General features: G+C 63.3%; 23 protein-coding genes. 8 read left to right on the forward strand and 15 right to left on the reverse strand.

Translation table 11 applies throughout. The features are described 5' to 3' along the window. The first annotated feature begins 14 nt into the window (after nucleotides 1–14). Nucleotides 15–2,093 carry an EAL domain-containing response regulator gene (locus J2T57_RS04140; RefSeq protein WP_253474680.1) on the forward strand — a complete coding sequence of 693 codons (2,079 nt, stop codon included), beginning with the start codon at nucleotides 15–17 and terminating at the stop codon, nucleotides 2,091–2,093. 56 nt (nucleotides 2,094–2,149) lie between these two features. Here J2T57_RS04140 and htpX read toward each other — a convergent pair whose 3' ends face one another. From htpX to parE, 3 genes are all read right to left on the reverse strand, one after another. Then, nucleotides 2,150–3,046, reverse strand: a complete 897-nt coding sequence (gene htpX / locus J2T57_RS04145) for a protease HtpX (RefSeq protein WP_253474683.1) — start codon at nucleotides 3,044–3,046, stop codon at nucleotides 2,150–2,152. Between the two features lie 73 nt (nucleotides 3,047–3,119). Further along, nucleotides 3,120–5,366 (reverse strand): DNA topoisomerase IV subunit A, encoded by a 2,247-nt coding sequence (gene parC, locus J2T57_RS04150; protein WP_253474684.1) that lies wholly within the window; start codon nucleotides 5,364–5,366, stop codon nucleotides 3,120–3,122. A gap of 2 nt (nucleotides 5,367–5,368) precedes the next feature. After that, nucleotides 5,369–7,261 (reverse strand): DNA topoisomerase IV subunit B, encoded by a 1,893-nt coding sequence (gene parE, locus J2T57_RS04155; RefSeq protein ID WP_253474686.1) that lies wholly within the window; start codon nucleotides 7,259–7,261, stop codon nucleotides 5,369–5,371. Nucleotides 7,262–7,454: 193 nt separating this feature from the next. Between parE and J2T57_RS04160 the strand changes: the two genes are divergently transcribed. Then, nucleotides 7,455–7,706 (forward strand): exodeoxyribonuclease VII small subunit, encoded by a 252-nt coding sequence (locus J2T57_RS04160; protein WP_253474688.1) that lies wholly within the window; start codon nucleotides 7,455–7,457, stop codon nucleotides 7,704–7,706. Next, on the forward strand, nucleotides 7,681–8,595 hold the full coding sequence (gene ispA / locus J2T57_RS04165) for a (2E,6E)-farnesyl diphosphate synthase (protein ID WP_253474690.1): 915 nt from the start codon (nucleotides 7,681–7,683) through the stop codon (nucleotides 8,593–8,595). Before J2T57_RS04160 ends, ispA begins: the two co-directional genes overlap by 26 nt. Before the next feature lie 12 nt (nucleotides 8,596–8,607). Here ispA and J2T57_RS04170 read toward each other — a convergent pair whose 3' ends face one another. The 3 genes from J2T57_RS04170 to J2T57_RS04180 all read right to left on the reverse strand — a co-directional run bounded on the left by J2T57_RS04170 (nucleotide 8,608) and on the right by J2T57_RS04180 (nucleotide 10,989). Beyond that, on the reverse strand, nucleotides 8,608–9,435 hold the full coding sequence (locus tag J2T57_RS04170) for an IclR family transcriptional regulator (protein ID WP_253474692.1): 828 nt from the start codon (nucleotides 9,433–9,435) through the stop codon (nucleotides 8,608–8,610). 177 nt (nucleotides 9,436–9,612) lie between these two features. Continuing rightward, nucleotides 9,613–10,077 (reverse strand): universal stress protein, encoded by a 465-nt coding sequence (locus J2T57_RS04175; RefSeq protein WP_253474694.1) that lies wholly within the window; start codon nucleotides 10,075–10,077, stop codon nucleotides 9,613–9,615. 273 nt (nucleotides 10,078–10,350) lie between these two features. Further along, the gene (locus J2T57_RS04180) at nucleotides 10,351–10,989 is read right to left on the reverse strand and encodes a retropepsin-like aspartic protease family protein (RefSeq protein WP_253474696.1); all 639 of its coding nucleotides are present in this window, start codon (nucleotides 10,987–10,989) and stop codon (nucleotides 10,351–10,353) included. Nucleotides 10,990–11,111: 122 nt separating this feature from the next. On the opposite strand from J2T57_RS04180, the gene J2T57_RS04185 reads away from it, so the two are divergent. The 5 genes from J2T57_RS04185 to J2T57_RS04205 all read left to right on the forward strand — a co-directional run bounded on the left by J2T57_RS04185 (nucleotide 11,112) and on the right by J2T57_RS04205 (nucleotide 14,989). Next, complete coding sequence (locus J2T57_RS04185; protein ID WP_253474699.1) at nucleotides 11,112–11,615, forward strand: Fur family transcriptional regulator; 504 nt, start codon at nucleotides 11,112–11,114, stop codon at nucleotides 11,613–11,615. A 109-nt stretch (nucleotides 11,616–11,724) separates the two neighbouring features. Continuing rightward, the gene (locus J2T57_RS04190) at nucleotides 11,725–13,116 is read left to right on the forward strand and encodes a TolC family outer membrane protein (protein WP_253474702.1); all 1,392 of its coding nucleotides are present in this window, start codon (nucleotides 11,725–11,727) and stop codon (nucleotides 13,114–13,116) included. Next, entirely contained in the window at nucleotides 13,079–14,089 is a 1,011-nt protein-coding gene (locus tag J2T57_RS04195; RefSeq protein WP_253474705.1) for a PA2778 family cysteine peptidase, read from the forward strand. Before J2T57_RS04190 ends, J2T57_RS04195 begins: the two co-directional genes overlap by 38 nt. Before the next feature lie 13 nt (nucleotides 14,090–14,102). Beyond that, nucleotides 14,103–14,348, forward strand: coding sequence for a DUF1244 domain-containing protein (locus J2T57_RS04200; protein WP_253474708.1), 246 nt, complete (start codon nucleotides 14,103–14,105; stop codon nucleotides 14,346–14,348). Nucleotides 14,349–14,350: 2 nt separating this feature from the next. Then, nucleotides 14,351–14,989: a DedA family protein gene (locus J2T57_RS04205; protein ID WP_253474711.1), complete on the forward strand. Its 639-nt coding sequence runs from the start codon at nucleotides 14,351–14,353 to the stop codon at nucleotides 14,987–14,989. 14 nt (nucleotides 14,990–15,003) lie between these two features. Here the strand turns inward: J2T57_RS04205 and ttcA are convergent, their stop codons facing one another. The 9 genes from ttcA to J2T57_RS04250 all read right to left on the reverse strand — a co-directional run bounded on the left by ttcA (nucleotide 15,004) and on the right by J2T57_RS04250 (nucleotide 25,650). Continuing rightward, nucleotides 15,004–15,861: a tRNA 2-thiocytidine(32) synthetase TtcA gene (ttcA, locus tag J2T57_RS04210; protein ID WP_301289117.1), complete on the reverse strand. Its 858-nt coding sequence runs from the start codon at nucleotides 15,859–15,861 to the stop codon at nucleotides 15,004–15,006. Between the two features lie 79 nt (nucleotides 15,862–15,940). Further along, nucleotides 15,941–16,879, reverse strand: coding sequence for a hypothetical protein (locus J2T57_RS04215; RefSeq protein ID WP_253474714.1), 939 nt, complete (start codon nucleotides 16,877–16,879; stop codon nucleotides 15,941–15,943). 91 nt (nucleotides 16,880–16,970) lie between these two features. After that, entirely contained in the window at nucleotides 16,971–18,914 is a 1,944-nt protein-coding gene (locus J2T57_RS04220; RefSeq protein ID WP_253474717.1) for a methyl-accepting chemotaxis protein, read from the reverse strand. A 316-nt stretch (nucleotides 18,915–19,230) separates the two neighbouring features. Next, nucleotides 19,231–20,619 (reverse strand): amidase, encoded by a 1,389-nt coding sequence (locus tag J2T57_RS04225; RefSeq protein WP_253474720.1) that lies wholly within the window; start codon nucleotides 20,617–20,619, stop codon nucleotides 19,231–19,233. A gap of 14 nt (nucleotides 20,620–20,633) precedes the next feature. Next, complete coding sequence (locus tag J2T57_RS04230) at nucleotides 20,634–21,635, reverse strand: amidohydrolase family protein (protein WP_253474723.1); 1,002 nt, start codon at nucleotides 21,633–21,635, stop codon at nucleotides 20,634–20,636. Beyond that, nucleotides 21,635–23,131: an aldehyde dehydrogenase gene (locus tag J2T57_RS04235; protein ID WP_253474726.1), complete on the reverse strand. Its 1,497-nt coding sequence runs from the start codon at nucleotides 23,129–23,131 to the stop codon at nucleotides 21,635–21,637. The genes J2T57_RS04230 and J2T57_RS04235 overlap by 1 nt, the downstream gene beginning before the upstream one ends. Next, nucleotides 23,131–23,772 (reverse strand): cysteine hydrolase family protein, encoded by a 642-nt coding sequence (locus J2T57_RS04240; RefSeq protein ID WP_253474729.1) that lies wholly within the window; start codon nucleotides 23,770–23,772, stop codon nucleotides 23,131–23,133. Before J2T57_RS04240 ends, J2T57_RS04235 begins: the two co-directional genes overlap by 1 nt. A gap of 31 nt (nucleotides 23,773–23,803) precedes the next feature. Beyond that, a complete protein-coding gene (locus J2T57_RS04245) occupies nucleotides 23,804–25,081 on the reverse strand; it encodes a TRAP transporter large permease (RefSeq protein WP_253474732.1) in 1,278 nt (425 codons plus the stop codon). Continuing rightward, entirely contained in the window at nucleotides 25,081–25,650 is a 570-nt protein-coding gene (locus tag J2T57_RS04250; protein ID WP_253474734.1) for a TRAP transporter small permease, read from the reverse strand. Before J2T57_RS04250 ends, J2T57_RS04245 begins: the two co-directional genes overlap by 1 nt. Nucleotides 25,651–25,656: the final 6 nt, after the last annotated feature.

Consider the following 25,656-nt stretch of genomic DNA (forward strand, 5'->3'; position numbering starts at 1 on the left):
AGACGTCGAGGCTCATGAACCAGGACGATATCCTGCGGCTATTGCTCGCTGACGACTCGCTGAATGATGCGGAAATGTACATCAGCGTTTTGCGCAACGCGGGGCATGCGGTGCGGGCGACTCGCATCGAGGACGACGAAGATCTGCGCGAGGCCCTGCAAGAAAAGCAGTTCGATCTGTTCCTCTGCAAACGCGGCCTCGAATTACTACCGATGGCCGAAGCGCTGCAGCAGATCCAGCAACTGGGCCGCGACATCCCGGTGGTTATCGTCGATGCCGACCCCACTCCCGACACCCGGCGGGAGAGCCTCGCCGCCGGTACCGCGGATCTGGTTGGCAGTGAAGACCTGAAGCATCTGCAACTGGTGGTGGACCGGGAACTCCAGCATGTACGTACCCGCCGTCGGCTCCGTCAGCTTGAGAAAGCACTCAAGGAGACGGAGCGCCGCTGCAGCACCCTGCTGGATAGTTCACGCGATGCCATCGCCTACGTCCATGAAGGCATGCACATCTACGCCAACCCCGCTTACCTGGAGAAATTCGGCGTAGAACAGTTCGAAGACATCGAGGGCATGCCCCTGCTGGACATGATCGCCTCAACGCACCAGTCCGGCTTCAAGGACTTCCTGCGCAACTACAGCAAGGGAGATCACAGCCAGCGGGACATGGAACTCGACATGGTTGCGGAAGACGCGGAACTGTCGGTCTCCGTGAACCTCTCGCCGGCCAGCATTGATGGCGAGCCCTGCACCCAGATACTGATTCGCGACCGCTCCGATACCCGCGACCTGGAGAGGCAGCTCGACAGCCTCAGCAAGCAGGATCTTGCCACCGGTCTGTACAACCGTACCTATTTCCAGGAAATACTGGCCGAAACCCTGGGCGGACTCGCCCCCGAAGAGGGCGAACCCGGTCACGGCCTGCTGCTTATCCAGATGGATAACAGTGACATGCTGCGCCAGCAACTCGGCATTAACGCCTTCGACAAGGTCATTGCAGACGCCGCGGCGATCCTCGGTAACGAAATGGATGCAGGCGCTACCGCGGCACGCTTCACCGATGACAGCATCATCCTGCTACTGCCCCGTGTCGGCGTGCATGAATCCGTTGCCCTGGCCGAGGCGGTGCGCCAACGGCTCGAAAATCACATCACGGAAATCCGCGACAAGACCGTCACGGCAACCTGCAGCATCGGGGTTGTGGTGCTGGGAGCAAACGCCGCCAGCGCCGATGCCGAGATCAACAACGTCAACCTGGCCTGCGAAACCGCCCGCAAGGCCGGTGGCAACCAGGTGCACCTGCACGCCGGCGGTGGGCGCGATGCCGACGAACAGGCCACCTGGCGGGATACCATTGAAGACGCGCTCGCGCAGAACCGCTTTTATTGCGTGTACATGCCGCTGGCAAGCCTGAAGGGCGAGGAAGGTGAACGCTACGAGGTTCGCGTACGCCTGCGCGGCGACGATGAGGAAGAACGGCTGCCCAAGGAGTTCATCACGCCCGCCGAGGAGCTCGGACTGATGACGGCCGTTGATCGCTGGGTGGTCAAACATGCAATCGAACAGCTCGCGGCACGCATCAGGCTCGGCCTCGATACCACACTGTTTCTGAAGATTTCCGGTGCAACGCTGGCGGACAAGGCGTTCTTGCCGTTTCTCGGCGAACAGCTCAAATCCGCTGGCGTCCCGGGAAAACACCTGAGCTTCCAGGTCAACGAGCCCGTGGCCGTCACCCAGTTGAACGACGCCCGGGACGTATTCCGGGGTCTCAAGGAGCTTGGCTGCGGCTTCACGCTGGATCACTTCGGCAGCGGCCTGAACCCGTTCCAGCTCGTCAAGCACCTGCCTGCGGACTACCTGAAACTGGACCGGTCACTGCTCGAACAGATGGATGAGTCGGAAGAGGCCGAGGAGCGCATCAAGGGGATCATCGAGAACGCCCACTCCATGCGCAAGCAGGTGGTCAGCGGCTACGTGGAGGATGCCGGTACCCTGGCGCGGCTCTGGCAACACCAGATCGATTTCGTGCAGGGCAATTTCCTGCAGCCGCCGACCCAGGAGATGAACTTCGATTTCTCCGGCATGGTGATCTGACGCGGCTTTCGGTTGCAGCAGGCCATCGGCGGGAGCGCCGACGGCCTGCTTCCTGCTCAGCCCTGGCGAACGCTACCCCGCAGCGCGGCGATGCGCTCTTCCAGCGGCGGATGGGACATGAACAGGCGGGCGAGCCCCGACTTGCCACCGTTGATGCCAAAAGCCCGCATTTCATCAGGCAGATTCGATTCACCGGCATTGCGGCGCAACCGTTCCAGGGCCGCGATCATTTTCTCGCGCCCGGCCAGCTTTGCCCCGCCGGCATCGGCACGGAACTCCCGCTGCCGCGAGAACCACATCACGACCACGGACGCGGCAATACCAAGCACCATCTGGGCGGCGAAATAGGCGATGAAAAATCCGGGGCCATGGCCACTTTCGCTCTTGAATACCGCCTTGTCGACAAAACGACCGATGATATGGGCAAGGAACACCACAAAGGTGTTCATCACGCCCTGCACCAGGGTCAAGGTGACCATGTCGCCGTTCGAGATGTGCGCGATCTCGTGACCGATGACCGCTTCGGCCTCTTCTCGGCTCATGCTTCGGAGCAAGCCGGTGCTGACCGCCACCAGGGAGCTATTCCGGCGTGCACCCGTGGCGAAGGCGTTGATCTCCGGCGCATCGTAGATGGCCACCTCGGGCACGCCCATGTTCTCCTGGCGTGCAAAGCGGCGCACCGTATCCACCAGCCATTGCTCGGTCTCGTTTCGCGGTTGTTCGATGACCTTCGCGCCGGTCATCCGCTTGGCGATCATCTTTGACATCGCCAGGTTGATAAAGGCGCCGCCGAAGCCAACCACACCGGCCACCAGCAACAGCCCCACGTAATCGATGCCGCCGGCGCCGTCCACTGTGGACACCCCGAACACGGCATAGAGAATCATCAGCGCCACACCCAGCACGGCCATAACGGCCAGGTTGGTCAGTACCAGCAGTCCGACTCGCTTCATGCTATCGACTCCGTCATGAACAAAAAGACACGTGACTCAACTGCCCCTTAGATAGGGTCAACGCGCCGGAGGTTCAAGCCGGCTCGATGGCACTTACCCGCTGGAAGCCCCGGGGAAGCACGGCACCCCGGCGTCCCCTGGCTGCCTTGAAGGCTTCCAGGTCACCAGACTTGAGAGTCAGCGTCCGTTTCCCGGAAGTCAGCAGTACGGCACCGTCAACGGCGATACTGGTAATGCCCACCAGCAACTCTTCGCGGGATCGTACACGATCCGACGGAATACCGATGATCTTGTTGCCCTTTCCCTTGCCAAGCCGCGGCAATTCGGCCACGGGGAAAACCAGCAGGCGACCTGCGGTGGTCACGGCCACCAACAGATCCTGCTCAGGATCATGCACCCTGACCGGCGCCACCATGGAGGCATTCGCGGGCAGGGTCAGCACGGCCTTGCCGGCCCTGTTCTTGGCCTGCAGATCACCAAGACTGGTCACGAATCCGTATCCCGCATCACTGGCCAGAATGAAGCTGTCCCGATCGTCACCGGCGACGACATGGCAGAAACCGGCCCCCGCTGGCGGAGTCAATCGCCCCGTCAATGGTTCCCCCTGGCTGCGCGCCGAAGGCAGGCTATGCGCCGGGAGGCAGTAGGAACGGCCGGTGGTATCAAAGAACACGGCCTGACGGTTGCTACGGCCGCGAACATGCACGAGATAGCCATCACCGGCCTTGTAGCTGAGTGCGGTGGGATCCACGTCGTGGCCCTTGGCAGCCCGAACCCAGCCCTTTTCGGACAGCACGATGGTGACGGGCTCACTTGGCACCAGGGCCGTCTCGTCCAACGGCCGCGCCGCACCGCGCTCGACAATGGGCGAACGGCGGTCATCACCAAACGCCTCTGCATCGCGAGAGAGTTCCTCACGGATCAGCCCACGTAGCCTGGCATCGGAGCCCAGCAGGGCCTGCAGGGATTTCCGCTCCTCGGCCAGTTCGTCCTGCTCGCCGCGAATCTTCATTTCCTCGAGCTTCGCCAGGTGACGCAGCTTCAACTCCAGGATGGCCTCGGCCTGGGTGTCGGAGAGCCCGAACCGCTCCATCAGCGCCGGCTTGGGCCGATCCTCTTCGCGAATGATGGCGATCACCTCGTCGATGTTGAGATAGGCGATCAGCAAACCATCGAGGATATGCAGCCGGGCCTCGACCTTGTTCAGCCGCCACTGCAGGCGACGCCGTACCGTGATGGTGCGGAACTCAAGCCACTGCAGCAGCAGGTCCCGCAAGGGCAGTACCTGGGGGCGGCCATCCAGGCCGATGACGTTGAAGTTCACCCGGTAGGTCTTCTCCAGGTCCGTGGTGGCGAACAGATGATGCATGACCTCGTCGGCATCCACCCGATTGGACCGTGGCACGATCACCAGGCGTGTCGGGTTCTCGTGGTCGGATTCATCCCGCAGGTCTTCGACCAATGGCAGCTTCTTGGCCTGCATCTGGGCGGCGATCTGCTCCAGCACCTTGCTGCCGGAGACCTGATAAGGAAGCGCGGTGACTATGATGTCACCTTCCTCCCTCTGGTAGCAGGCACGCATACGCACCCCGCCGTTACCCTTCTCATAGAGGGCCCGGAGGTCCTCCCGGGGGGTGATGATCTCCGCCTCGGTGGGGTAATCCGGCCCCTGGACATGTTCCAGCAGGTCATCCAGCGTCGAGTCCGGCTCGTCCAGCAGCCGGATGCAGGCGGCCACCAGCTCCCGGATATTGTGAGGCGGGATGTCCGTGGCCATGCCGACGGCGATCCCGGTGCCACCATTCAGCAGGACATTGGGCAGGCGAGCCGGCAGCAGCGAAGGCTCGTCCATGGTGCCGTCGAAGTTCGGCACCCAGTCCACCGTGCCCTGCCCCAGTTCGGAAAGCAGTGTTTCGGCGTACCGTGCCAGTCGTGACTCGGTATAACGCATCGCAGCGAATGACTTGGGATCGTCCGGTGACCCCCAGTTGCCCTGGCCGTCCACCAGCGGATACCGGTAGGAAAACGGCTGCGCCATCAGCACCATGGCCTCGTAGCAGGCCGAGTCGCCGTGGGGATGATACTTGCCCAGCACGTCGCCCACGGTCCGCGCCGACTTCTTGTACTTGGCCAGGGCGGAGAGACCAAGCTCGGACATGGCGTAGACGATTCTGCGCTGCACCGGCTTGAGGCCGTCCCCGACATTGGGCAGCGCCCGGTCGAGGATCACGTACATGGAGTAGTCCAGGTAGGCCTTTTCGGTGAATTCCCGCAGCGGGCGTGACTCGAAATCGGCGTAAACCACGTTGGAATCAGTCATGGTTACAACAACACCTCCGCAAGGTTGCCCTTGCTCTCAAGCCAGGCGCGGCGGTCCGCCGCCGCCCGTTTGCCCAACAGCATGTTCATGAGTCGATCCGTTTCTTCCGGCGAATCGATGGTCAACTGCAGCAGACGGCGGGTATCCGGGTTCATGGTGGTCTCGCGAAGCTGAATCGGGTTCATCTCCCCCAGGCCCTTGAACCGGGTCACCGAGACCTTGCCCTTGAGCTTCTCCGCCTCGATCCGATCGAGCACACCCTGGCGCTCATGGTCATCCAGGGCATAGAAGGTCTGTTTGCCCACATCGACGCGATAAAGCGGGGGCATGGCGACGAACACATGACCAGCCTCCACGAGCGCCTGGAAATGCTTCAGGAACAGGGCACAGAGGAGCGTGGCGATATGAGCGCCGTCTGGGTCGGCATCGGCAAGTATGCAGACCTTGCCGTAACGCAGCCCGGACAAATCGCTGGAGCCCGGTTCTATCCCCAGTGCCACGGCAATATCGTGGACTTCCTGGGAGGCCATCACCTCGGCCGGGTCTACCTCCCAGGTATTGAGAATCTTGCCGCGCAGAGGCATCACCGCCTGGAACTCCCGGGCCCTGGCCTGCTTGGCCGAGCCGCCGGCGGAGTCGCCTTCCACCAGAAAGAGTTCGGTGCGAGTCAGATCCTGTGCGCTGCAGTCGGCAAGCTTGCCCGGCAGCGCAGGACCCGAGGTCACCCGCTTGCGGGCCACCTTGCGAGAGGAGCGCATGCGACGATGCGCCGCCGACAGGACAAGCTGCACGATGCCCTCGGCGGCTTCCACATGCTGGTTCAGCCAGAGGCTGAAGGCGTCCTTGACCACCCCGGAGACGAAAGGCGCACACTCCCGGGATGACAGCCGCTCCTTGGTCTGACCGGAGAACTGCGGATCCTGCAATTTCACCGACAGCACGAAGGCCACCTGCTCCCAGACGTCTTCCGGGGCGATACGCACCCCACGGGGCAATAGATTGCGAAACTCGCAGAATTCCCGGATTGCCTCGGTCAAGCCTGTACGCAGCCCGTTGACGTGAGTACCACCCTGGGCCGTGGGAATCAGGTTGACGTAGCTCTCCTGCACACTCTCGCCGCCTTCCGGCAACCAGAGCAGCGCCCATTCAGCCTGTTCCGTGCTGCCTTTCATGCTGCCAACGAAAGGCTCTTCCGGCAGTCGGGGCAGGTCAACCAGCGCGCTGATCAGGTAATCGCGCAACCCATCCTCATAGCACCAGACGGTCTCTTCGCCGCTTGCCTCTTCCTTGAAGATGACTTCCAGGCCCGGACAGAGCACCGCCTTGGCGCGCAGCACATGCCGCAGCCGGGGTATGGAGAAACGCGCGGCGTCGAAATAGCTCGCATCCGGCCAGAATCGCAGCGTGGTGCCGGTATTGCGCTTGCCCACCTCGCCGATCACGGCCAGCGGCTGGGTGCGTTCGCCACCCTCGAACACGATGAGATGCTCATTGCCGTCCCGCCGCACCCGCACCTCAAGCCGCCGGGAAAGCGCATTGACCACGGAAACGCCAACCCCATGAAGGCCGCCACTGAACTGGTAGTTCTTGTGGGAAAACTTGCCCCCGGCATGCAGGCGGCTAAGGATGACCTCCACCCCCGGCGCCCCCTCTTCCGGGTGCATGTCCACCGGCATGCCGCGACCATCGTCACGGACTTCCAGTGAGCCGTCGCTGTACAGGGTGACGACGATCTGTTTCGCATGACCCGCGATCGCCTCGTCGACACTGTTGTCGATGACTTCCTGGGCAAGATGATTGGGCCGCGTGGTGTCGGTATACATGCCCGGGCGCTTGCGGACTGGGTCCAGCCCGGTGAGCACCTCGATGGATGCGGAATCGTAATTGCTCGCCATACCCGTCCGTCTTCGCTATGGGAATGTTCGAGGATCGGGCCGCCGGGAAACGAAAACGGCCGATCGACATCATGTGGCACGGCAGCATAGCGTATCTGGCCCATGGGCTGTACCGACCAGATTGCAGGATGGCGGATTGACCGGCCACAATCCCGTGGGGTACCGTTCCCTGCCATCTCCGGGGAGGCAGGTCATGGCGGAAACAGCAAAGGAACCCCTGGCCTTTGAACAGGCGCTGAAAGAGTTGGAAAGCCTGGTCGAGCGCATGGAACAGGGTGAATTGACGCTGGAAGAATCACTGCGTTCTTTCGAGCGCGGCGTGGAGCTCACCCGCCTGTGTCAGCGCGCCCTGAAGGACGCGGAGCAAAAGGTCGAAATACTTACCACAGAGGGCGGTGGAGAGCCCGGGGTCGAAGACTTTGAGCCCGAAAAACCGGACGCTTGATCGACTGCACCAGCAGCTCCCCCTCTACCGCGCCCAGGCAGAAGCGGCGCTTGACGGCGTACTGCCTCCGGAGAAAACGCCGCCGGCGCGGCTCCACGAGGCCATGCGTTACAGCGTGCTTGGTGGCGGTAAACGGCTCCGACCGTGCCTGGTCTATGCCGCTGGTGAAGCACTGGGTCTTGTCCGAGAACAACTCGACGGCCCGGCCTGCGCTGTAGAGTTGATCCATGCCTACTCCCTGGTCCATGACGACCTCCCGGCCATGGACGACGATGATCTGCGCCGCGGCAAACCCACCTGTCACAAGGCCTACGATGACGCCACGGCCATACTGGTGGGCGATGCCCTGCAGGCACTTGCGTTTCGATGCCTCGTCACCGGCCCGGCCGGCGATGCCGATGCCGCTCGCCGGCTCAGCATGATTGAGCATTTGTCCGTGGCGGCGGGCTCCCGGGGCATGGTAGGCGGCCAGGCCATGGACCTGGAAGCCGAAGGCCGCCGACTGGACCTGGCCGAGCTGGAGAATCTTCACATCCACAAGACGGGCGCGCTGATCCGGGTGAGCGTCCTGCTGGGCGCGCTGTGCAGCTGCGATGAAAGTGACCAGCGGGTCCAGGCCCTGGATCACTATGCCAAGTGCATCGGCCTGGCCTTCCAGATCCAGGACGATGTTCTTGATGTGGAAGGCAACACCGACGAACTGGGCAAGACATCCGGCGCCGACGAGAAGCGCGACAAGGCGACCTACCCGGCCCTGCTTGGGCTGAGGGAGGCCAAGCAGCATGCCGGGGTACTCATTGATGATGCTCTGGATACGCTTTCGGGTCTCGGCCCGGGGGCGGACACGCTGAGGGGCATCGCGCGCTATATCGTGGAACGCCGCAACTGAAGAGCGACGCCTTCAGGCAACCTCGCCAGTGGACAGCCTGCTCCGCACCGTTGCCACCAACTCCACCAGGCGCGGACCGATCTCCTCGTGAATTCGATCGGTGGGGAGTCGGAACGACGGTCCACCGCAGTTGAACGCAACAATGTCCGAGCCATCGTCGAGGGCCAGCGGCACACCCACGGCATTGACCTCTTCCTCCCACTCACCGGTTGACGTGCAGTACCCCAGTTCCTGATATTGCGCGACCGCTCGCTCGACACCAGCCCGGACTGTCGACCATTCCTTGCCGGCGCGACGCCTGAGATGGTCCATCAGGTAGTCGCGTTCATCCTGCGGCAGCGCCGCCAGAAGGGCCCGGCCGATACCGGTTGTGGCAACGGGGACGCGCGAACCCACCTGAAGGCGCAGGGTAAGCGCATGCCCGCCCTGGCAATGTTCCAGATAGACCACACTCAGTCGGTCACGACTACCCAGGGAAACCGAAGCGCCGGAGAAATCGGCCAACTCCTGCATCAACGGCCTCGCCGTCTGTCGCAAGCCCATGCTGGCCAGGCTGGAGTAACCCAGCGCCAGCACACCGGTACCGAGCTGATAGCGCTCCATCCTGTCCGAGTACTGGAGATAACCCAGCTTTGTCAGGGTGTAGGTGAGTCGAGACACCGTGGGCTTGGGGATGCCGGTCCTGGAGGAAATCTCCTGGTTGCTCAGCATGCCGTCCTGGGGCTTGAATGCCCGGAGAATTTCAAGGCCCCGGGCCAAGGCCATCACGAAGCTACGATCCTCTTTCGCATCCTGCAGGCTGGTGGAGAAATCCACCATCGTTACGGGCTTTTGTCGCATCGCCAATAGTGCGGTCCACACAGTAACCCGGTGGCAAGCCACCGCGGTGCCAGTTACCAGACCGATCAGGCCATGACCGGTCGCCCAGACGCTACGTCCTCTTGACCGCGTCCCTACGATCATTTTTTATCCACTACCTGATCCGGAGTCTACACCGCAAGCGGGCCAGCAGCGCAATCAGCCTTCGTCGGACAGGCCATCGCGCCCGGGCATGGCGACGAGCAGTGAACAATCAAGCTCATCCAGCAGGGAGACTCCCAGGCTTGTGTTCCACCAGCGCGCCAGGCGGCCACGGCGCCGGTGCCCGACCACCACGAGGTCGGCCTTGAGTTCCGTTGCCAGACGGCTGATCTCGATCACAGGCTCACCGCTGCGGCGGTGCCCTGCCACAGCAAGCCCGCGTTCCTTTAGACGACTCACACCCTCGTCGAGGATACCGTCAACGCGCTGCAGTTCCTCTTCGACCAGTTCGTCGGGATAGCCGGCCTCGATGAAACCGAATGCAGACGGCAGATGCACCACCGCAAGCAGATCGATCGTTGCGGCGTTCTGCTGCGCAATGGCAGCACCCTGTTCCAGAGCCTCGCGACCGCTCTGTGAACCATCGTATGCCATCAGAATACGCCGATAGACGTGAGACATGAGCACTCCTAGTGTCCCGAAACAGAAGTTCGTTGCATTGCTGAGCGTCACAGACGCCCCGGAACAAGGCGCAGCCCGCCGGCAAGGGTGACTCCCTTGCCAAGGGATGCAACACCGTACCGGGGCGTCTGTGACGTTCCCTGCGGGCGCCCCGGAGGCGCGCCCTGGCGGTGTTGGCGCTCTTGCAAAGGGAACGGCCATTCACTGCGAGCGCCGCCTTGCCAGGCCGCGCCTTCGGGGCGCAGAAATGCAGCGAACTTCTGTTTCGGGACACTAGTTTGGTACCTCTAGCACCAGTATCTGCCCGGTACTGCGCATCCGCAGCTGCCCCAGAAACGACATCCCCAGCAGCGGCTCGCGGGGAAACGCGCCGTCCAGCACCACGGCAACCACGTCGCGCCGCTCGATGCCGCCCAGACTCACCCGCGGCAGGGTCACCCGATAGCCGGTGGACTCGCCGGATGCCGTGGTCACACGGATCCGCAAGCCCTGACGGTAATCCACCCCGAGACTGCGAGCCAGATCGCCGCTGATGGCCACGGCAGATGCGCCGGTGTCCACCACGAAGCGCACCGGGACATCATTGATTCGACCATCGGCGCGATACATGCCGGAGCGATCCGGGCTGATGCGCACGTCCGTTGCGCCGGCGGAGCCCTGAAACGCCCCACCCACGCGATTGGTCAGGCCGAGTTCCAGCCGCTGTCCGTCATGATCGAATACGGCGCCGTCGCTGCTGGCGGACAGTAGACGCATGCCATTCGGCAACACGTCTCCCTCCCGCAACAGGTGGCGATCGCCGTCAAGCTCCACCATGGCCTGACCGCTGAACAAGGCGACCACATGCGGGTACGAGGCAGCACAGGTGGCCCAGGGCAGCACCAGAAACAGAAAGAGGGAAATCCTTGTCACGCTCCATACCCCACTCGTCACGCTGTCTCGTCCATTTACGCATGGCCGCCCGACAATGCAAGCGGTTCCCGCCGACCGACACAATGGTATGATGTTGCAAAATCTTGGGAGACCGCATTCATATGGCCAATCACGTGGTGACGCCGTTCCGGGACCCGGACCATGACCATGGGCTCTGCGTCGACGAAGCGCTGAAGCTCGCCGAGCATAACTGCGCCGTGAAAGGCGTGCGCCTCACCAGAATTCGCGCCCGTGTGCTCGAGTTGATCTGGCGTCGGCATGAGCCGGTGAAGGCCTACGACCTTCTGGACGAATTGCGCAGCGAGCGGCGTAGCGCAGCGCCTCCAACCATCTATCGGGCCCTGGATTTTCTCCTCGGAGAAGGGCTGATACACCGAATCGAATCGCTTAACGCCTATGTAGGCTGTGGCGATCCGGGTCATCCGCACCTCGGCCAGTTCCTGATCTGTCAGCAATGTAATGCAGTGGCGGAGATGAGCGACCCCGACGTGACTTCGCTTTTGCAGAAAAAGGCCGAGCACCTGGGCTTCAGCGTCAACTGGCAGACCATCGAAATCAATGGCCTTTGTCCGGAATGCCGCGAATCACCACAGGTCAGCGGCTGACCGATTTAGATGGTTGCGACCGACCGCCAAGCAGCCTATGGTCTAATCCACCTGTGCAGCGCGCCCCCTCGCGACTGCAGTGCGTAACAACGACACAAGGGCCCAGAAGATGCCGCTTCGCTCCGCCGGAACACTGCGCTCCGTGCTGTTGGCCACCTCGATCGCCTTGCTCGCCTCGCCACTCGCCGCACAGACAACGCGCGACCTGTCGGACATGTACAACCTTGCACTGGAGCGGGATCCGGTGCTACAGGCGGCCCGCAACCGCCTGCGCGCCAGCCAGGAGCTCACCCCACAGGCCCGCGCGCTGTTCCTGCCAGAGGTCAATCTGGATGCCGAGGCCAATCGGAACTGGGAAACCATCGATGGCACACCGGCGTTCGGTGACCTGGCCGCACCGGGTACATCGGACAGCCAGAGTCTGACCTACAATGCCTGGTCGGCCGGCATCTCGCTGACACAACCGCTGTTCCGGATGGAGAGCTTCGCGCTCCGCGACCAGGCGGCCATCGTGCTTGATCAGTCCAGCCTGCAGTTTGCCGAAGTCCAGCAGGATCTGCTGCTGCGTGTCAGCGAAGCCTATTTCGACGTGCTGCTGGCCCAGGACCAGGTTGGAACACTTGAGGCGGAACAACGCGCCATCGATACCGAGCTTCGCCGCGCACGGCGGGCTCTGGATGTAGGCACTGGTACCGTGACCGATGTCAACGAGGCCCAGGCCCGGTTCGACCTGGTGGAGGCCCGCATCCTGCGGGCACGCAACACGCTGACCATCGCGAGGGAAAACCTGCGCCGCCTCATTGGCGAGCAACCCGGCACGCTGGCAGGCTTGCGCGACGACTTCAGCGCCGAACCGCCGGCACCGACGGACCCCGCCGCCTGGGCGGATCGCGCCGAGCGCTACAACATCAGCGTTCGCCTGGCACAGCGGGATTTCGATAGAGCCCGTGAGGAAATCCGCGTGCAGCGCGCCGGCCATTATCCCCGGGTCGACTTCGTGGCCCGCCATGGGCGGAACTACCAGAGCGATTCACAGCAGTTCGACGGCAGCTTCGACACCGAAGTCTCCAGCATCGGCATCCGCCTGCAGATGCCTCTGTTCGCCGGTGGTGCAACGAGTTCCCAGGTGCGTCAGGCCGAAGCCGAGCGCGACGCTTTTTTTGACGATACGGTGGATGCCCGGCGCCAGGCGGCGCTGCAGGCAGAGTCCACCTATCTCAATCTTGCCTCGAACCAGCGGGAAATCAGCGCCCTGGAGCAGGCCCTGCGCTCCATCCGCAGCACCGAGGAGTCCACTCGTCGCGGCGTCGAGGTGGGCCTGCGCACCACCCTGGACCTGCTCAACGTACAGCGAGACCGCTTCGAGACGGAGCGTGAACTGGCGCAGGCACGCTACGAATACCTGCTGAACTACCTGCGCCTGCAGGTCGCCGTGGGCAGCGGGATCGACGGATCCAGCATTGATGACGTCAACTTCTTCCTTACCCGAGACGCCGATTAGCAAACCGCATCGCAGTGCCGCCGCCGCGCTGCTTCTGCTGTTCGGGCTGAGCGGCTGCGCTGTCATGGGCGGCGGCGGCACCGACCCCGGTTTCGGCGACGAAGCGGTGAGCGTGGAACTGACCGACGTGCCTTTCCACCCTGACGAAGCGCTGTATTGCGGGCCGGCGACGCTGGCCGAGGTGCTGGGTTACACCGGCGTTGCGGTGGAGCCGGAGGACCTGGTCGGCGGTCTTTTCATTCCAGAGCGGGAGGGCACGCTGCAGCTGGAAATGATGGCCCAGGCACGACGCCATGATCGGGTGCCCTATCGGCTGGACGGCAACGCCGCGACGCTGCTCGAGGAACTGCACGCCGGCAACCCCGTCATTGTCTTTCAGAATCTTGGCCTCGCTATCCGTCCGGTGTGGCATTATGCGGTCCTGGTCGGCTACGATGCCGACGCCGAAACGGTCGTACTACGCTCCGGTCCGGACGAAAGGCGTTTGCGAACCACGGCCTTTTTCCTCCGCTCCTGGGCACGAGGCGACCGCTGGGCAATCACGGTGACCAAGCCGGATCAGCCTCCGGCAACAGCGCAGCCCGTTCGCTGGCTGCAGGCTGCGGTCGATCTCGAGCAGACCGGCCGCCTTGCGGCCGCCGCAGCGGCCTACGAGTCAGGACGCGAGCGGTGGCCCGACGCAGTGGGCTTTCATCTCGGCCTGACCAACCTGCATTACCAGGCTGGCCGTCTCGAGCAGGCGGAAGACGCAGCCCGCCAGGGACTTGCGCAGTCAAATGACGACCAGGGCGTGCTCTGGAATAATCTCGCCGTCATACTGGCGGATCAGTTCCGCTGGGATGAAGCACGGGCTGCGGCCGGCGAGGCAATGACCGCAGGCGGCGAGTACAGCGATGCGTTTCGCCGCACTCTGGCCCGGATCAACTGCCGCGGTGACGAGAACTGCCTGCGGCAGCGACAGACAGCCGACTGAACGGAGAACCCTCATGGACAAGGCAACACGCACCGAACTTGAAGCGGCCGCATTCCGTCATCTCGTGTCACACCTGCGTGAACACACCGATGTACAGAATATCGACCTGATGAACCTGGCCGGCTTCTGCCGCAACTGTCTCTCGAAATGGTACAAGGCGGCCGCCGAAGAGCGCGGTATCGAGATGGACTACGAAGCGGCCCGCGAGGAAATCTATGGCATGACCTACGCCGAGTGGAAAGAGAAGTACCAGAAGTAGGCATGGAGATTCTGGATCCCACGGCATTGGCAGCGTTCATCCACGACTATCCGGCGTGGGTGGCGGCGATCCTGTTCCTGATCGTATTCATGGAGGCGATCATCGGGGTGGGCTACCTGGTACCCGCTGCCACCGTGCTGTTTTCCGTGGGAGCCCTGATCAGCGCCGGGGCCGTGTCGCCAATTGCGGCGGTGCTGGGCGCCAGTGTCGGCGCCACCATTGGTGGCTCCGCCAGTTACTGGCTCGGCCGGCAGGGCGCAGACCGCATACACGGCATGTGGCCATTCCGCACTCGCCCTGCGCTGTTGGAACGGAATCAACGATTCGTGGAACGCCACGGCGGCAAGAGCATTCTGCTCAGCCGCTTCACCAAGGCGCTACGCCCCACGGTACCCGCCGTTGCCGGGATGCTGGGCATGGAGCCCCTGCGTTTTGCAATCTACAACGTGGTAGGTGCATTCGCCTGGGCCTGCATCTATCTCGGCGTCGGTGTGGCACTGGGGGCGACGCTGGACTTCAGCCCCGCCCAGGCAATCCAGATCTCGGCATTGCTCCTGACACTGACCCTGTTTTTCGGCATCGCCGTGGCCCTCCAGAGACGGCGCAGGCAGGCGGTGGCCGGGGAAGATTCCTCGACCTGAGGAGTGCCCGGCTCTTACAGTGCCGGCTCTTCCTCCAGGGGCTTTACCAGACCGACGAACGGGTCCTGCTCGCCGGTGACAGGATCGGGCATATCAGAAGCCACCTTTCCACGCAGACTCTCGAAGTCGAACTGATCGGTGTCCGCCAGGTGTGACAGGCGGACATTCTGCATGCTTCTGAGAATCATGTTGAGGCGCTTCGGGTCCTCGGCATCCCAGGCCTGGATCATGCGCTTGATCTCGGCGCGCTTGAGGTTTGCCTGGGAACCGCAGAGATTACAGGGAATGATCGGGAACTCCCGCAGATCGGCATAACGCTGCAGGTATTTCTCCGGCACGTAGGCCAGGGGTCTTATCACCACGTGACGCCCGTCCTTGCTGCGCAGCTTCGGCGGCATGGTACCCAGCTTGGCGCTGTAGAACATGTTGAGAAACAGCGTCTCGATGAGGTCGTCACGATGATGCCCCAGGGCAATCTTGGTAACGCCCATTTCAGCGGCTGCACTGTACAGTGCGCCCCTACGCAGCCGTGAGCACAGCGAGCACATGGTCTTGCCCTCGGGCAGCACCCGCTTCACCACGCTGTAGGTGTCCTGCTCCAGGATGCGAAAGGACACGCCCAGGTTGTCCAGATACTCCGGTAGCACGTGTTCCGGCCAACCCGGCTGCTTCTGGTCCAGGTTCACCGCAATCAGTTCGAAGCGCACCGGCGCCCGCGCCTGCAACAGGCGCAATACTTCCAGCAAGCCGTAGGAATCCTTGCCACCGGACAGGCACACCATGATCCGGTCGCCATCCTCGATCATGCGATAGTCGCGGATCGCGTTGGCGGCCAGATAGGTGAGGCGTTTTTCCAGGTTCTTCAGGTTCATGGGCGGATCACGCAGTTATCCGGCATCGGGGCCGTGTTTATAACACCGGCCGGGGCCTGTTCCCAAATCGGGCCCAGGCTCAGAAGTCGAGGGTGGTTATCTCGCCATCCACAAGGGACACCGGTCCGATGGCATTATTGCGAAGCTCGTTGCGAACCGCCGTATCCACGGCATCCGGATCATCGTCCAGGGCCTGGCAGGTCCAGGAGAACTTCCAGTCCCCTGGTGGCAGCCGGGGCGACAGGAACCCAAGGGATTCGTTGGCAACGAAAGACACCACCGGCTCATTCACACTTCCACTGCCCTGTATGTCCAGCAGGTTGTTGCTTGAGGCATCGGGGGGGTAGACGTAGACCGCAACATCATCCACCTCGGTGTTGCTGCCACAGGTATTGGGCAGCGTGCCCTGAACGCGCCCGCCACGACCGCCATCGGTGCGCACCGCATAGCCCGCCGGGCGCATGCTGAAGCGGAGCTGGTCGGCGTCCTCGAAAATCAGCGACGACTGGGTGTGCACCACCAGGGTGATGGTCCGGCTGGTATTGCGACTGGTGGAAAACTCGACGTTGAAATCGGCGCGATCCTGGAAAAGGGCAAGCGGCAGAAGTCCGGAAATTGCATCATCAACGAAAGACTCGGTGGTACTGAAGCCATCTCCCAGGGCAAAGATTCGCACCCGCGAGTAATTGCCGCTGGGAACGGTGACGTTGTTCACCAGCAATTCGCCGTCTGCGGTCGAGAACAGGGACACGTCCCGTGGGTCCAGGTCGAAGCCGCTGACTCCACCGGACGCGCGGGACAGCTCAACCCGGAACACCGCCAGGACCACGTCGTTCAGCAGCGCCCCCTGGGAGCCGACGATGCGCAGCGTCAGCGTGCTATCACCGCTGCCACCACCACCATTGTCATCGTCGTCATCCCTGTCGCGGTCGAGAAGATAAAGCTGGCAACCGGCCAGCAGAAGGGCCAGGGACATCATGGAAAGCAGGAAACACAGACGCCATCTTGGGCTGGACATGCTTTAGGACATTCCCTGGCTGTAACATGCGCTGCCAGCCAGTCTAACGCCGCCCGCCCATGCAGGGCGAGCGGCACTTTCTCGACCCGACTCAGACGCGGAACTGGCGCACCTGCCCACGCAACTGCTCGGCAAGGCGGGCCAGTGAGTCCACTGCCTCGGTGGACTGCACGATACTGCGGGCCGATTGCTCCGCACCGTCATTGATCTCGTGAATGGTGCTGTTGATCTCCTGGGCCACCGCCGTCTGCTCCTCGGTGGCGCTGGCGATCTGCTGGATCATGTCGTTGATGCGATTAACCGCTGCGGTGATGCCGTCCAGGGCCTCCGCCGCCTCACCTGCCTGATCGACACTGCGCCGCGCCTGCTCGCCGCTGGCCTGCATCACCTGCACGGCCTCGTCGGCACGGTTCTGGAGCTGATCGATCACCGCCTGAATCTCGGCAGTTGACTGCTGGGTCCGGCTGGCAAGGGTGCGCACCTCTTCAGCCACCACGGTAAAGCCACGCCCGTTCTCGCCAGCCCGCGCCGCCTCGATGGACGCATTCAAGGCCAGCAGATTGGTCTGCTCGGCAACGCTGCGGATGACCTGCAGGACCGATCCGATCGTGTCGGTGTCTTTTTTCAGGGCGGTGATGACCTCGGTGGCGCCAGCCACCCCTTCGGCAAGCTGCTGAATCGCATTGGCGGTTTCGGTGACCACCCGACGACCGGCACCGGCCCGCTCAGTGGCATGCTCGGCACCATCAGCAGCAGCCTGGGTATTGCGCGCCACCTCTTCGACGGTGGAGGCCATTTCGTTCATGGCCGTCGCCGCATTGTTGATCTGACCGTGCTGCTGCTGCACACGGTGATCCGTTTCCTGGCTGATCTGGCTGAGTTCCGTGGCAGCGGACGCCAGCTCATCGGAGTAATCACTGATCTGCCCCAGCATCTTGCGCAGGTTACCCTGCATGCCGCCGATGGATGCCAGCAGGCTGTCATTGTCACCTTCGCGCACACCCAGGGGCGTGGTCAGATCACCCTGGGCAACCAGTTCCACCTTCCTCGCCGCGTCACCCGGGTCACCGCCCAGCGTGCGGGTCACGGAGCGCACGACACCGAGCGCCGCCAGCACGGATACCACCAGGATCGCACCGGCAATACCCAGGAGCAGCCAGAGAATATTAAGCACTGCAGCCATGGCTTCATGCTGGTTCACTTCCAGCACCAGGCCCCAGCCCAGCAGCGGAATGTCGTTGTAACTCCCCACTACCGGCGTGCCGGCGGCATTGCGGTACAATCCGGTCCCCGTGTCACCAGCGGCCACAGCCACTGCAGCCGCGGTTTCCAGCACCACATCCGCACCACCGGCGGACTCCACCGGCGTTACTGCCCGGCCGTCACGGTCCAGAAGGTAGATCTCCGACTGACCTTCCAGGCTGAGACCACTGACGCGCTGCATGATCTGGTCGAGATCCACGGCGCCGCGCATCACGGCAACCACCCGGTTGCCATCACGAATGGGAATGGCGACTGTGCTGACCCGGTTGCCGGTGGCACGGGACACCACCGGTTGGGAAAAGGTGTCCTGACCGGAAATGGCCTGCTGGAACCAGGCGCGATCGGGCACATTGAAGTTGGCCGCCTCCTGGGCGGAGAGCACCCGGGCCGCGCCGTCGTAGGAGACACCGGCGATACCCCGGCCATCAGGGCCCACCACGAAGATGGTGTCGTAATGCCCCTGGCTCGCGGCGATGCGCTCCAACAGGTGATTCAACTGTTCACGATCAAGCTGACGGGCGGCATCGAGGCTCGCCAGGAATCGCATTTCGTCCTGCCGCGACGTCAGCCAGTCCATGAAGGACTGCGCATTGCCCTCTCCCATGCCCGCCAGCCGGTTTACCACCGCCTGGGTATGGGAGTCACGGTACTGGACATAAACAATAGCGGTAATCGCCACGATGGAACCAAGCACCAGGGCCACGATCATCAGCGTCAACCGCGTGCCGAACCCCATGCCTGTCGTTTTCCCCGGTCCGTCTGCCTTGCTCATTCTTGTCGTCCCCTTGTTGACCTGTCTGTCAGAACATTCCCGGAACGCAGGCCTGCCTCCGGTGGCAGCGGAGCCAGCACCGGAAGACGCCAGCCGGCGATTGTCGTCGGCTGGACACTGGAGGCATGGGTCGAGAGGCGATCCGCAGGGCCTGTTGCCGGCCTTCTGAAGTGCGGATTGTGTTCTTGCCCGGATTGTGGTCTCCGGGCTCCACGAAGCTCAATAGAGGCAGTCCGGAATTGCGACGGGATTCACCAAAGCATCCGTCGAACCCGGAACTGCCTCACAATCAGGGACGTGGAGGAATCTTCAATCCTCAGGGAAAAGCTGCCAACGGCGGCAGGCCGAGGCGGTCAACGCCGCGCCCCAGGGCCTGCTCGACAGCAAGGCCAGCGGCGATGAGGGCGGGGTCGGCACCAGTGCCGGCCATCAAGGACATACCAACCGGCATGCGTGCTGCATCCAGCCCCACGGGCAGGGTGATGGCGCACAGCCCCAGAACGTTGGCGATACAGGTATTGCGCAAGGCCTTGAGGTTCTGTTGCGGATAGGCGCCTTCCGGCTCGAGCATCGCCAGGGTCGGAGGTGTCGAGGGCACCGTGGGGAACGCCATCACATCCACCTTGGCGAGCTGGGTGATTGCCGCCTTGCCGATGGCCGCAAACCGGTCGCGGCGCTGAATGTATTCCCAGGCAGGGAATGCCTTGCCCGCTTCCAGTCGTTGCCTGACGTTGGCATCCAGCGTGTCCAGCCACTCCGGAAGATCCCGTGTGAGAAACGCGTAGAGCTCGGGTGGAGTCAGCCCTCCCTGCCGGAAATAGCCATACGCTTCATCCAGGTCCGCCAGGTCCAGGGGCACCAGACGGGCACCAGCTGCCTCCAGCTCGGCAAGCGCCTGGCGCACGGTCTCGGCGACACCCGGATCCGTCTCCTCCCAGAAGAACGCTTCGGGGACACCGATGCGCAGACCAGCGACCTGGTCGCGGCGGGGCATGGCGCATTCCTCGATGGCCTCCATGGCCCAGACCGCATCCTCCACGCTTCTTGCCAGCAGGCCCGGCGTATCGAAGGACGCGCACAAGGGCACGATGCCCTCCAGCGACCAGCGCCCATGACTCAGCTTGATGCCAACGGTACCGGTCATGCTTGCCGGGATACGCACAGAGCCCGCGGTATCCGTGCCCAGGGCCAGCAGCGCCGAGCCCTCCATGAGGCTGACACCGGCGCCGGCGCTGGATCCACCCGGCACCCGGTGGACATCGGGAGACCAGGGGTTGCGCGGCGCACCCCAGTGGGGGTTGGTACCCAGCCCGCCGTAGGCAAACTCGACGGTGTGGGTCTTGCCGGATACCGGAGCAAGCTGGCGCAGCAGGCGATTCACCACCGGCCCCGCCTGCTCCCATTGGTCCGGTAACGGCATCGGCGAACCGGCATAGGTGGGCAGGCCGGGAACACCGTAGAGATCCTTCGCTGAGAAAGGGATGCCCTGCATGGGACCGAGGTCGCGCCCGGCCTCGAAAGCAGCCGCCGCGAGCCCGGCCTGCCTGCGCAGGCCGTCACCATCCCAGGTCTTGTAGGCGTTCAGCGACGATCCGAACCGGCCATGCCGCTCAGCACACCATTCCGCAACCGTCACCGGGTTGAGCCGTCCATCCCGATACCGTTGAGCCAGCGCTTCCAGACCCAGCCGTTCCAAGGGTTCCATGACCACGCCCTCCTTCAGGCGAACTTCTCGTCCATCAGCACCGAGGCCGCACCAGCACCCAGTACCTGTGCGAGATGATCCTGACTGATACCCGCGATGCGTTCCACCGTGCCGCGGGGGTCAGGATCGCCCATATCGAACGGCGCATCCGACCCCAGCACCACACGATCGGCCCCGGCGACATCCACCAGGTAACGCAACGGATCGGGATCGAACAGAATGCTGTCGAAGTAGAGTCGACGCAGCAGGTCTTTCGGCGGCGTCGTAGTGTTGACCCTGGCCTCTTCACGCACCCCATGACCGTGGGTCAGGCGTCCGATCAGGTAAGGCAGCAGCCCACCACCGTGGGCAAGAACCACCCGCAGATCGGGTAGTTCTTCCAGTACGCCGCCGAATATCAGGTGCGTACCACACATCAGCGTATCCACGGGATTGCCCACAAGATTGGTCAGGTAATACTGCTGCAGGCCATCCTTGTTACCGACATAGTACGGGTGAGCCAGAATCCACACGCCCAGTTCGGCGCAGCGCTTCAGCACCGGACGGAACCTCGGGTCAGCCAGGTTGACGCCTTCCACACTGGTGCCGAGGATCACCCCCTTCACCCCGTGTTCACGGACCACACGCTCGAGTTCGGCGACGGCGTCCTCGGGATAAGGCATGGGCAGGCTCGCCATGGGCCGGTAGCGGGCTGGATTGCTGGCGGCGTATTCGGCCACCGCATCATTGACCATGCGTGCCACGCGGACCGCGAGATCCCGTTCCGCCCAGTAGTAGAACAAGGGCGGTGCCGGAGAGAGCACGGCCACGTCGACGCGGTAGCCATCAAGCACGGCGGCCTTGGCCACCGGATCGTGGAACTCCTGCTCCAGGGGATAGACGTAGCCCTGGTCATGCTGGATCCAGGGGCGACCGTTCTTGTCCACCACTTTCGCCATCATGCCACGCCCATCCCGGTTAATGGCATCCACCGCCGCCTGCGGGAAAACATGGTTGTGCAGATCAACTGCCTTCATCAGCTGTACCTCTTGTCTGTGGCGTCATCGACAAACCAATCGAAGGGTTCATCGGAGGTATTGACGATGACACTCTGTGTCTTGGTGTAGGCCTCGTAGGTCACGATGCCGTTTTCCTTGCCCACACCGCTGTCCTTGAACCCGCCCCAGGGCGAGCTGGGATCAATGCGATGGTGGTCGTTGATCCAGACGATGCCCATGTCCAGCCGCCGCGCCACGCGGTGTGCGCGCGCCACGTCCCGGGTCCAGACACTGCCAGCCAGGCCGAAATCGGTGGCATTGGCCAGCTCCACGGCATGGGCCTCATCACGGAACGGCATCACGCAAACCACCGGGCCGAAGATTTCCTCCTGCTCGATGCGCATGCCCGGGCGAATGTCGGTGAACACCGTGGGCTGATGGTAATAGCCGCGATCCCAGTCGCCGCCGGTGAGCTGCTCGCCGCCGGCGGCAACGGTTGCGCCCTCCTCGCGACCAATGGCGACGTAGCGCTTGACGGTATCGAGCTGCCGGTTGGAGACCATGGGCCCCATTTGCGTGGCGGGATCCATGGGGTCGCCGATCACGATGGCATTGACCCGCTTGACCAGCTCGTCCACCACCTGGTCATGGATGGTGTCCTGCACCAGCAGGCGGGCGCCCTGTACACAGGTTTGTCCGCTGGCGATGAACGAGGCGAACAATGACCCGCTGACTGCGCGTCCGGCCCCCACGTCGTCGAATACCAGTACCGACGCCTTGCCGCCCAGCTCCGCCGCGAAGTTCACAAGGTTACGGCCCGCCGCCGCACCGATATGGCGGCCGGTTTCCGTACCCCCGGTGACATCGATCTTGGCGATGCCCCGATGCTCGGTGAGCGCCTTGCCTGCCGTCGGCCCGTAGCCCGTGACCACGTTGTAGACACCGGCGGGCAGGCCTGCCTCCTCCAGCAGATCACCCATCATCAGCGGCGTGATGGGCGCAACCTCGCTGGGCTTCACCACCACGCAATTGCCAGCGGCCAGCGCCGGAGCCAGCTTCTTGGTCAGAATGAGCATGGGGTGATTCCATGGCGTCACCAGTCCGACGACACCCAGCGGCCGACGCTGCGTGTAGTTGATGTACGGGCCACCGAAGGGGTGCAGCGCTCCCTCGTGGGTGCGGGCCACTGCCGCGTAGTACTCGTACCACTCGGGGAGCCGGGCAAGCTGTGCACGCATCTCACGGATGGCGCGACCGATCTGCTCCACCTCGCGGACGACGAAGTCATCCAGACGCTCCCGCATCAGCGCGGCAAAACGCTCAAGCACCACCGCCCGCTGCTGGGGCGGCGTGTTGCCCCAGATCGCCTGGGCCTCATGGGCCGCCGCAATGGCCGCGTCGATATCAGCGCTGTCACCCTCCGGCACCCGGGCAATGATCTCGCGGGTTGCCGGATTCTCCACGTCCAGCCACTGGCCGGAGTCCGCGGTAACCCGTTCACCGCCGACCAGCATCTTGAATTCCGGCACAGCCATCAGCGCATGCCCCCCCGGCCCGTGACGGCCGCGATCGCCTCATCACCGGACATGACCCAGCCAAAGGCGGCGCGCACGCAGGTCAGCGCCGCGGCGTGGGCCTCGGGCCCGTCCATGGTGTCGACGCACTCCTCCACGACAACGGCAGCGAAGTCGCGACAGCACGCCGCCGTGGTGGTGGCCAGCACACAGGAATTGGTATTCACGCCGGTAATCAGCAGGGTGTTGATTCCGTTGTTCTTCAGGGTGAACTCCAGGTCACTGCCGATGAAGCAATCGTAGCGACGCTTGGTGTTGACCACCCAGTCCCGCTCATCCAGCAGTTCGGGAATCACCTGGGTGCCCGGCAGCCCCCAGAGGTTGTGCTTGAGCACGTTCTTGCGGGTGGCGGATGGGTCCTCCGCCCGGGTGCGCCAGAACGGATTGGTACGGATTTCCTCCACCGAGCGATACAGCGTGAGCAGGTGCACCACGGGAATATCCGCCGCACGGCAATTGTCGAGAAAGCGCCGATTGGCGGCAATCACCGCCTCGGACTGCTCGGCGGGCAAGGGCATGGTGGCCACAGTCGGATCGAGGTGACCCCGATGCAGGTCGATTGCCACCACAGCGGGGCGTACTTCATCCACTCCGAAGTTCATGGACGTCTCTCCTCAGGTCGGATCCGGCGCCTCAGCCGTGAACGGCGCGGGGCAGCCAGGTGGTCAGGATGGGAATGTAGGTAATCAGCAACAGGGCTACGATTCCCAGGCCGATGAACGGCATCACGCTTTTCACCACCGTCAGGTAAGGCAGCCGGAAAGTGGTGATGCCGATAAAGATGTTCAGGCCGAAAGGCGGCGTGATCATGCCGATGGCAAGGTTGAATACCAGCACCGCACCGAGATGCACGGGATCAAGGCCTACCGCCATCGCCGCCGGCTGAATCAGCGGCGCGAGCACGATGACGGCAGAGTTGGGATCAATGAACATGCCGGCCATCAGGAACACCACATTGATCATGGCCAGCACGCCTTCGGTCGGTATCGCGGACATGACGGCGGCGATCTGCGCGGGAACCCGCTCCAGGGTGAGATACCAGGTCATCAGGCTACCAGCGGCGATGAGTATCAGCAGCGTGGCAATCATGATGGCCGAGGGCTGACTGATCTTGATCAGTTGCCACGGCTTGATCTGGCGATAGATCACCGTCTCGACGAAGGCGGCATAGACACAGGCCGCAGCCGCGGCCTCGGTCGGCGTGAATACGCCTCCGTAGATGCCGCCGAAGATGATTACGGGCAGGCCCAGCGCCCAGACGGAGCCCAGCAGGCGCCGGCCGACTTCCTTCAGCCCGGCACGCTCGCCGGAGCGAATATCGTTGCGCACCGCATAGATGTATGCCCAGGCGGAGATCAGAATCACGAACAGCACGCCGGAAGACAGCCCGGCAAGGAAAACCCGGGCCACTGACGTCGACGTCTGCACCGAGTAGAGAATCATGGCCACACCTGGCGGAATCATCATCGCCAGGGTCGAGGCGGACAGGATCAGCCCGACGGCAAAACCACGGTCGTAACCCGCCCGCAGCAGGGCGGGATAGACGATGGGTCCGATACTGACCACCGCCGCTGCGCCAATGCCGGAAATGGCGCCAAACATGGCGCAGGCCAACACCGTGGCAATGGCCAGCCCACCACGCAGGTGCCCGACCAGGGCTTCCATCAGCGCGACCAGGCGTCGGCCGATCTGGCCCCGGCCTATGATGTCCGCGGCAAAGATGAACAACGGTACTGCCAGCAGGGCGAACACGTTGACGCCTTCAACCATGCGCTGCGCCAGCACCCGGCTGGGCATGGGCGGACCGACGGTCTCGAAGGTCATGATGGTGGCGGCAAGCAGCGCCAGGAATATGGGAAACGAGAGAATGATCAGCGCAATGGCTGCGCTAAGCAGTATGGCGGCCGGCATCAGCGGGACTCCTGCGATTCGGACGCAACAACGGCCGCTTGTTCATCGGGACCACCCGCCAGCCCGAAACGCTCTGGCCTTGGTAGTTCGCCACCGGCAAGCCGGATGACAACCTGGATCGTATAGGCGAAAGCCATCAGCCCACAGCCCACGGGAACGGACATGTAAATCCAGCCCCGGCGGATGGGAAGACTGCTCATCATCTGGCCGGTGTTCATGATGAAACTGGCCAGATCCCAGCCGATCCATGCCATGAAACCCAGCACGACTGCGCCGACACAGCCAACGATGATGTCCAGCACGCGCACCGCAACACTCGGCAACAGACGGGCCAGCACATCCACGCTGACGTGGCGCTGCACTCGCACCAGGAGATAGCTGCCGAGGAAGGTCATCCAGACCATCAGGTACCGGGCCAACTCCTCGCCGCCGATGATGGCGATGCCCGCGAAGTAGCGGGACATGCTGTTGGTGAACAGCACCACCGTGATGATCAGCAGGGCAAGCCCCGCCAGCCAGGCGATGGTGTGATCCAGCAGCGTGAGCAGTCGACCCAGTACCCTGGTCATCACAGC

This window comes from Natronocella acetinitrilica (assembly GCF_024170285.1).
In the GTDB taxonomy this organism is placed as follows: Bacteria; Pseudomonadota; Gammaproteobacteria; order Nitrococcales; family Aquisalimonadaceae; genus Natronocella; species Natronocella acetinitrilica.

Excerpts from the sequence above, each read along its gene's own strand:
- J2T57_RS04140 (WP_253474680.1), top strand. The coding sequence starts at position 15 with ATGAACCAGGACGATATCCTGCGGCTATTGCTCGCTGACGACTCGCTG.
- htpX (WP_253474683.1), bottom strand. The coding sequence starts at position 3,046 with ATGAAGCGAGTCGGACTGCTGGTACTGACCAACCTGGCCGTTATGGCC.
- parC (WP_253474684.1), bottom strand. The coding sequence starts at position 5,366 with ATGACTGATTCCAACGTGGTTTACGCCGATTTCGAGTCACGCCCGCTG.
- parE (WP_253474686.1), bottom strand. The coding sequence starts at position 7,261 with ATGGCGAGCAATTACGATTCCGCATCCATCGAGGTGCTCACCGGGCTG.
- J2T57_RS04160 (WP_253474688.1), top strand. The coding sequence starts at position 7,455 with ATGGCGGAAACAGCAAAGGAACCCCTGGCCTTTGAACAGGCGCTGAAA.
- J2T57_RS04170 (WP_253474692.1), bottom strand. The coding sequence starts at position 9,435 with ATGCGACAAAAGCCCGTAACGATGGTGGATTTCTCCACCAGCCTGCAG.
- J2T57_RS04175 (WP_253474694.1), bottom strand. The coding sequence starts at position 10,077 with ATGTCTCACGTCTATCGGCGTATTCTGATGGCATACGATGGTTCACAG.
- J2T57_RS04185 (WP_253474699.1), top strand. The coding sequence starts at position 11,112 with ATGGCCAATCACGTGGTGACGCCGTTCCGGGACCCGGACCATGACCAT.
- J2T57_RS04190 (WP_253474702.1), top strand. The coding sequence starts at position 11,725 with ATGCCGCTTCGCTCCGCCGGAACACTGCGCTCCGTGCTGTTGGCCACC.
- J2T57_RS04195 (WP_253474705.1), top strand. The coding sequence starts at position 13,079 with ATGACGTCAACTTCTTCCTTACCCGAGACGCCGATTAGCAAACCGCAT.
- J2T57_RS04200 (WP_253474708.1), top strand. The coding sequence starts at position 14,103 with ATGGACAAGGCAACACGCACCGAACTTGAAGCGGCCGCATTCCGTCAT.
- J2T57_RS04205 (WP_253474711.1), top strand. The coding sequence starts at position 14,351 with ATGGAGATTCTGGATCCCACGGCATTGGCAGCGTTCATCCACGACTAT.
- ttcA (WP_301289117.1), bottom strand. The coding sequence starts at position 15,861 with ATGAACCTGAAGAACCTGGAAAAACGCCTCACCTATCTGGCCGCCAAC.
- J2T57_RS04215 (WP_253474714.1), bottom strand. The coding sequence starts at position 16,879 with ATGTCCAGCCCAAGATGGCGTCTGTGTTTCCTGCTTTCCATGATGTCC.
- J2T57_RS04220 (WP_253474717.1), bottom strand. The coding sequence starts at position 18,914 with ATGAGCAAGGCAGACGGACCGGGGAAAACGACAGGCATGGGGTTCGGC.
- J2T57_RS04225 (WP_253474720.1), bottom strand. The coding sequence starts at position 20,619 with ATGGAACCCTTGGAACGGCTGGGTCTGGAAGCGCTGGCTCAACGGTAT.
- J2T57_RS04230 (WP_253474723.1), bottom strand. The coding sequence starts at position 21,635 with ATGAAGGCAGTTGATCTGCACAACCATGTTTTCCCGCAGGCGGCGGTG.
- J2T57_RS04235 (WP_253474726.1), bottom strand. The coding sequence starts at position 23,131 with ATGGCTGTGCCGGAATTCAAGATGCTGGTCGGCGGTGAACGGGTTACC.
- J2T57_RS04240 (WP_253474729.1), bottom strand. The coding sequence starts at position 23,772 with ATGAACTTCGGAGTGGATGAAGTACGCCCCGCTGTGGTGGCAATCGAC.
- J2T57_RS04245 (WP_253474732.1), bottom strand. The coding sequence starts at position 25,081 with ATGCCGGCCGCCATACTGCTTAGCGCAGCCATTGCGCTGATCATTCTC.
- J2T57_RS04250 (WP_253474734.1), bottom strand. The coding sequence starts at position 25,650 with ATGACCAGGGTACTGGGTCGACTGCTCACGCTGCTGGATCACACCATC.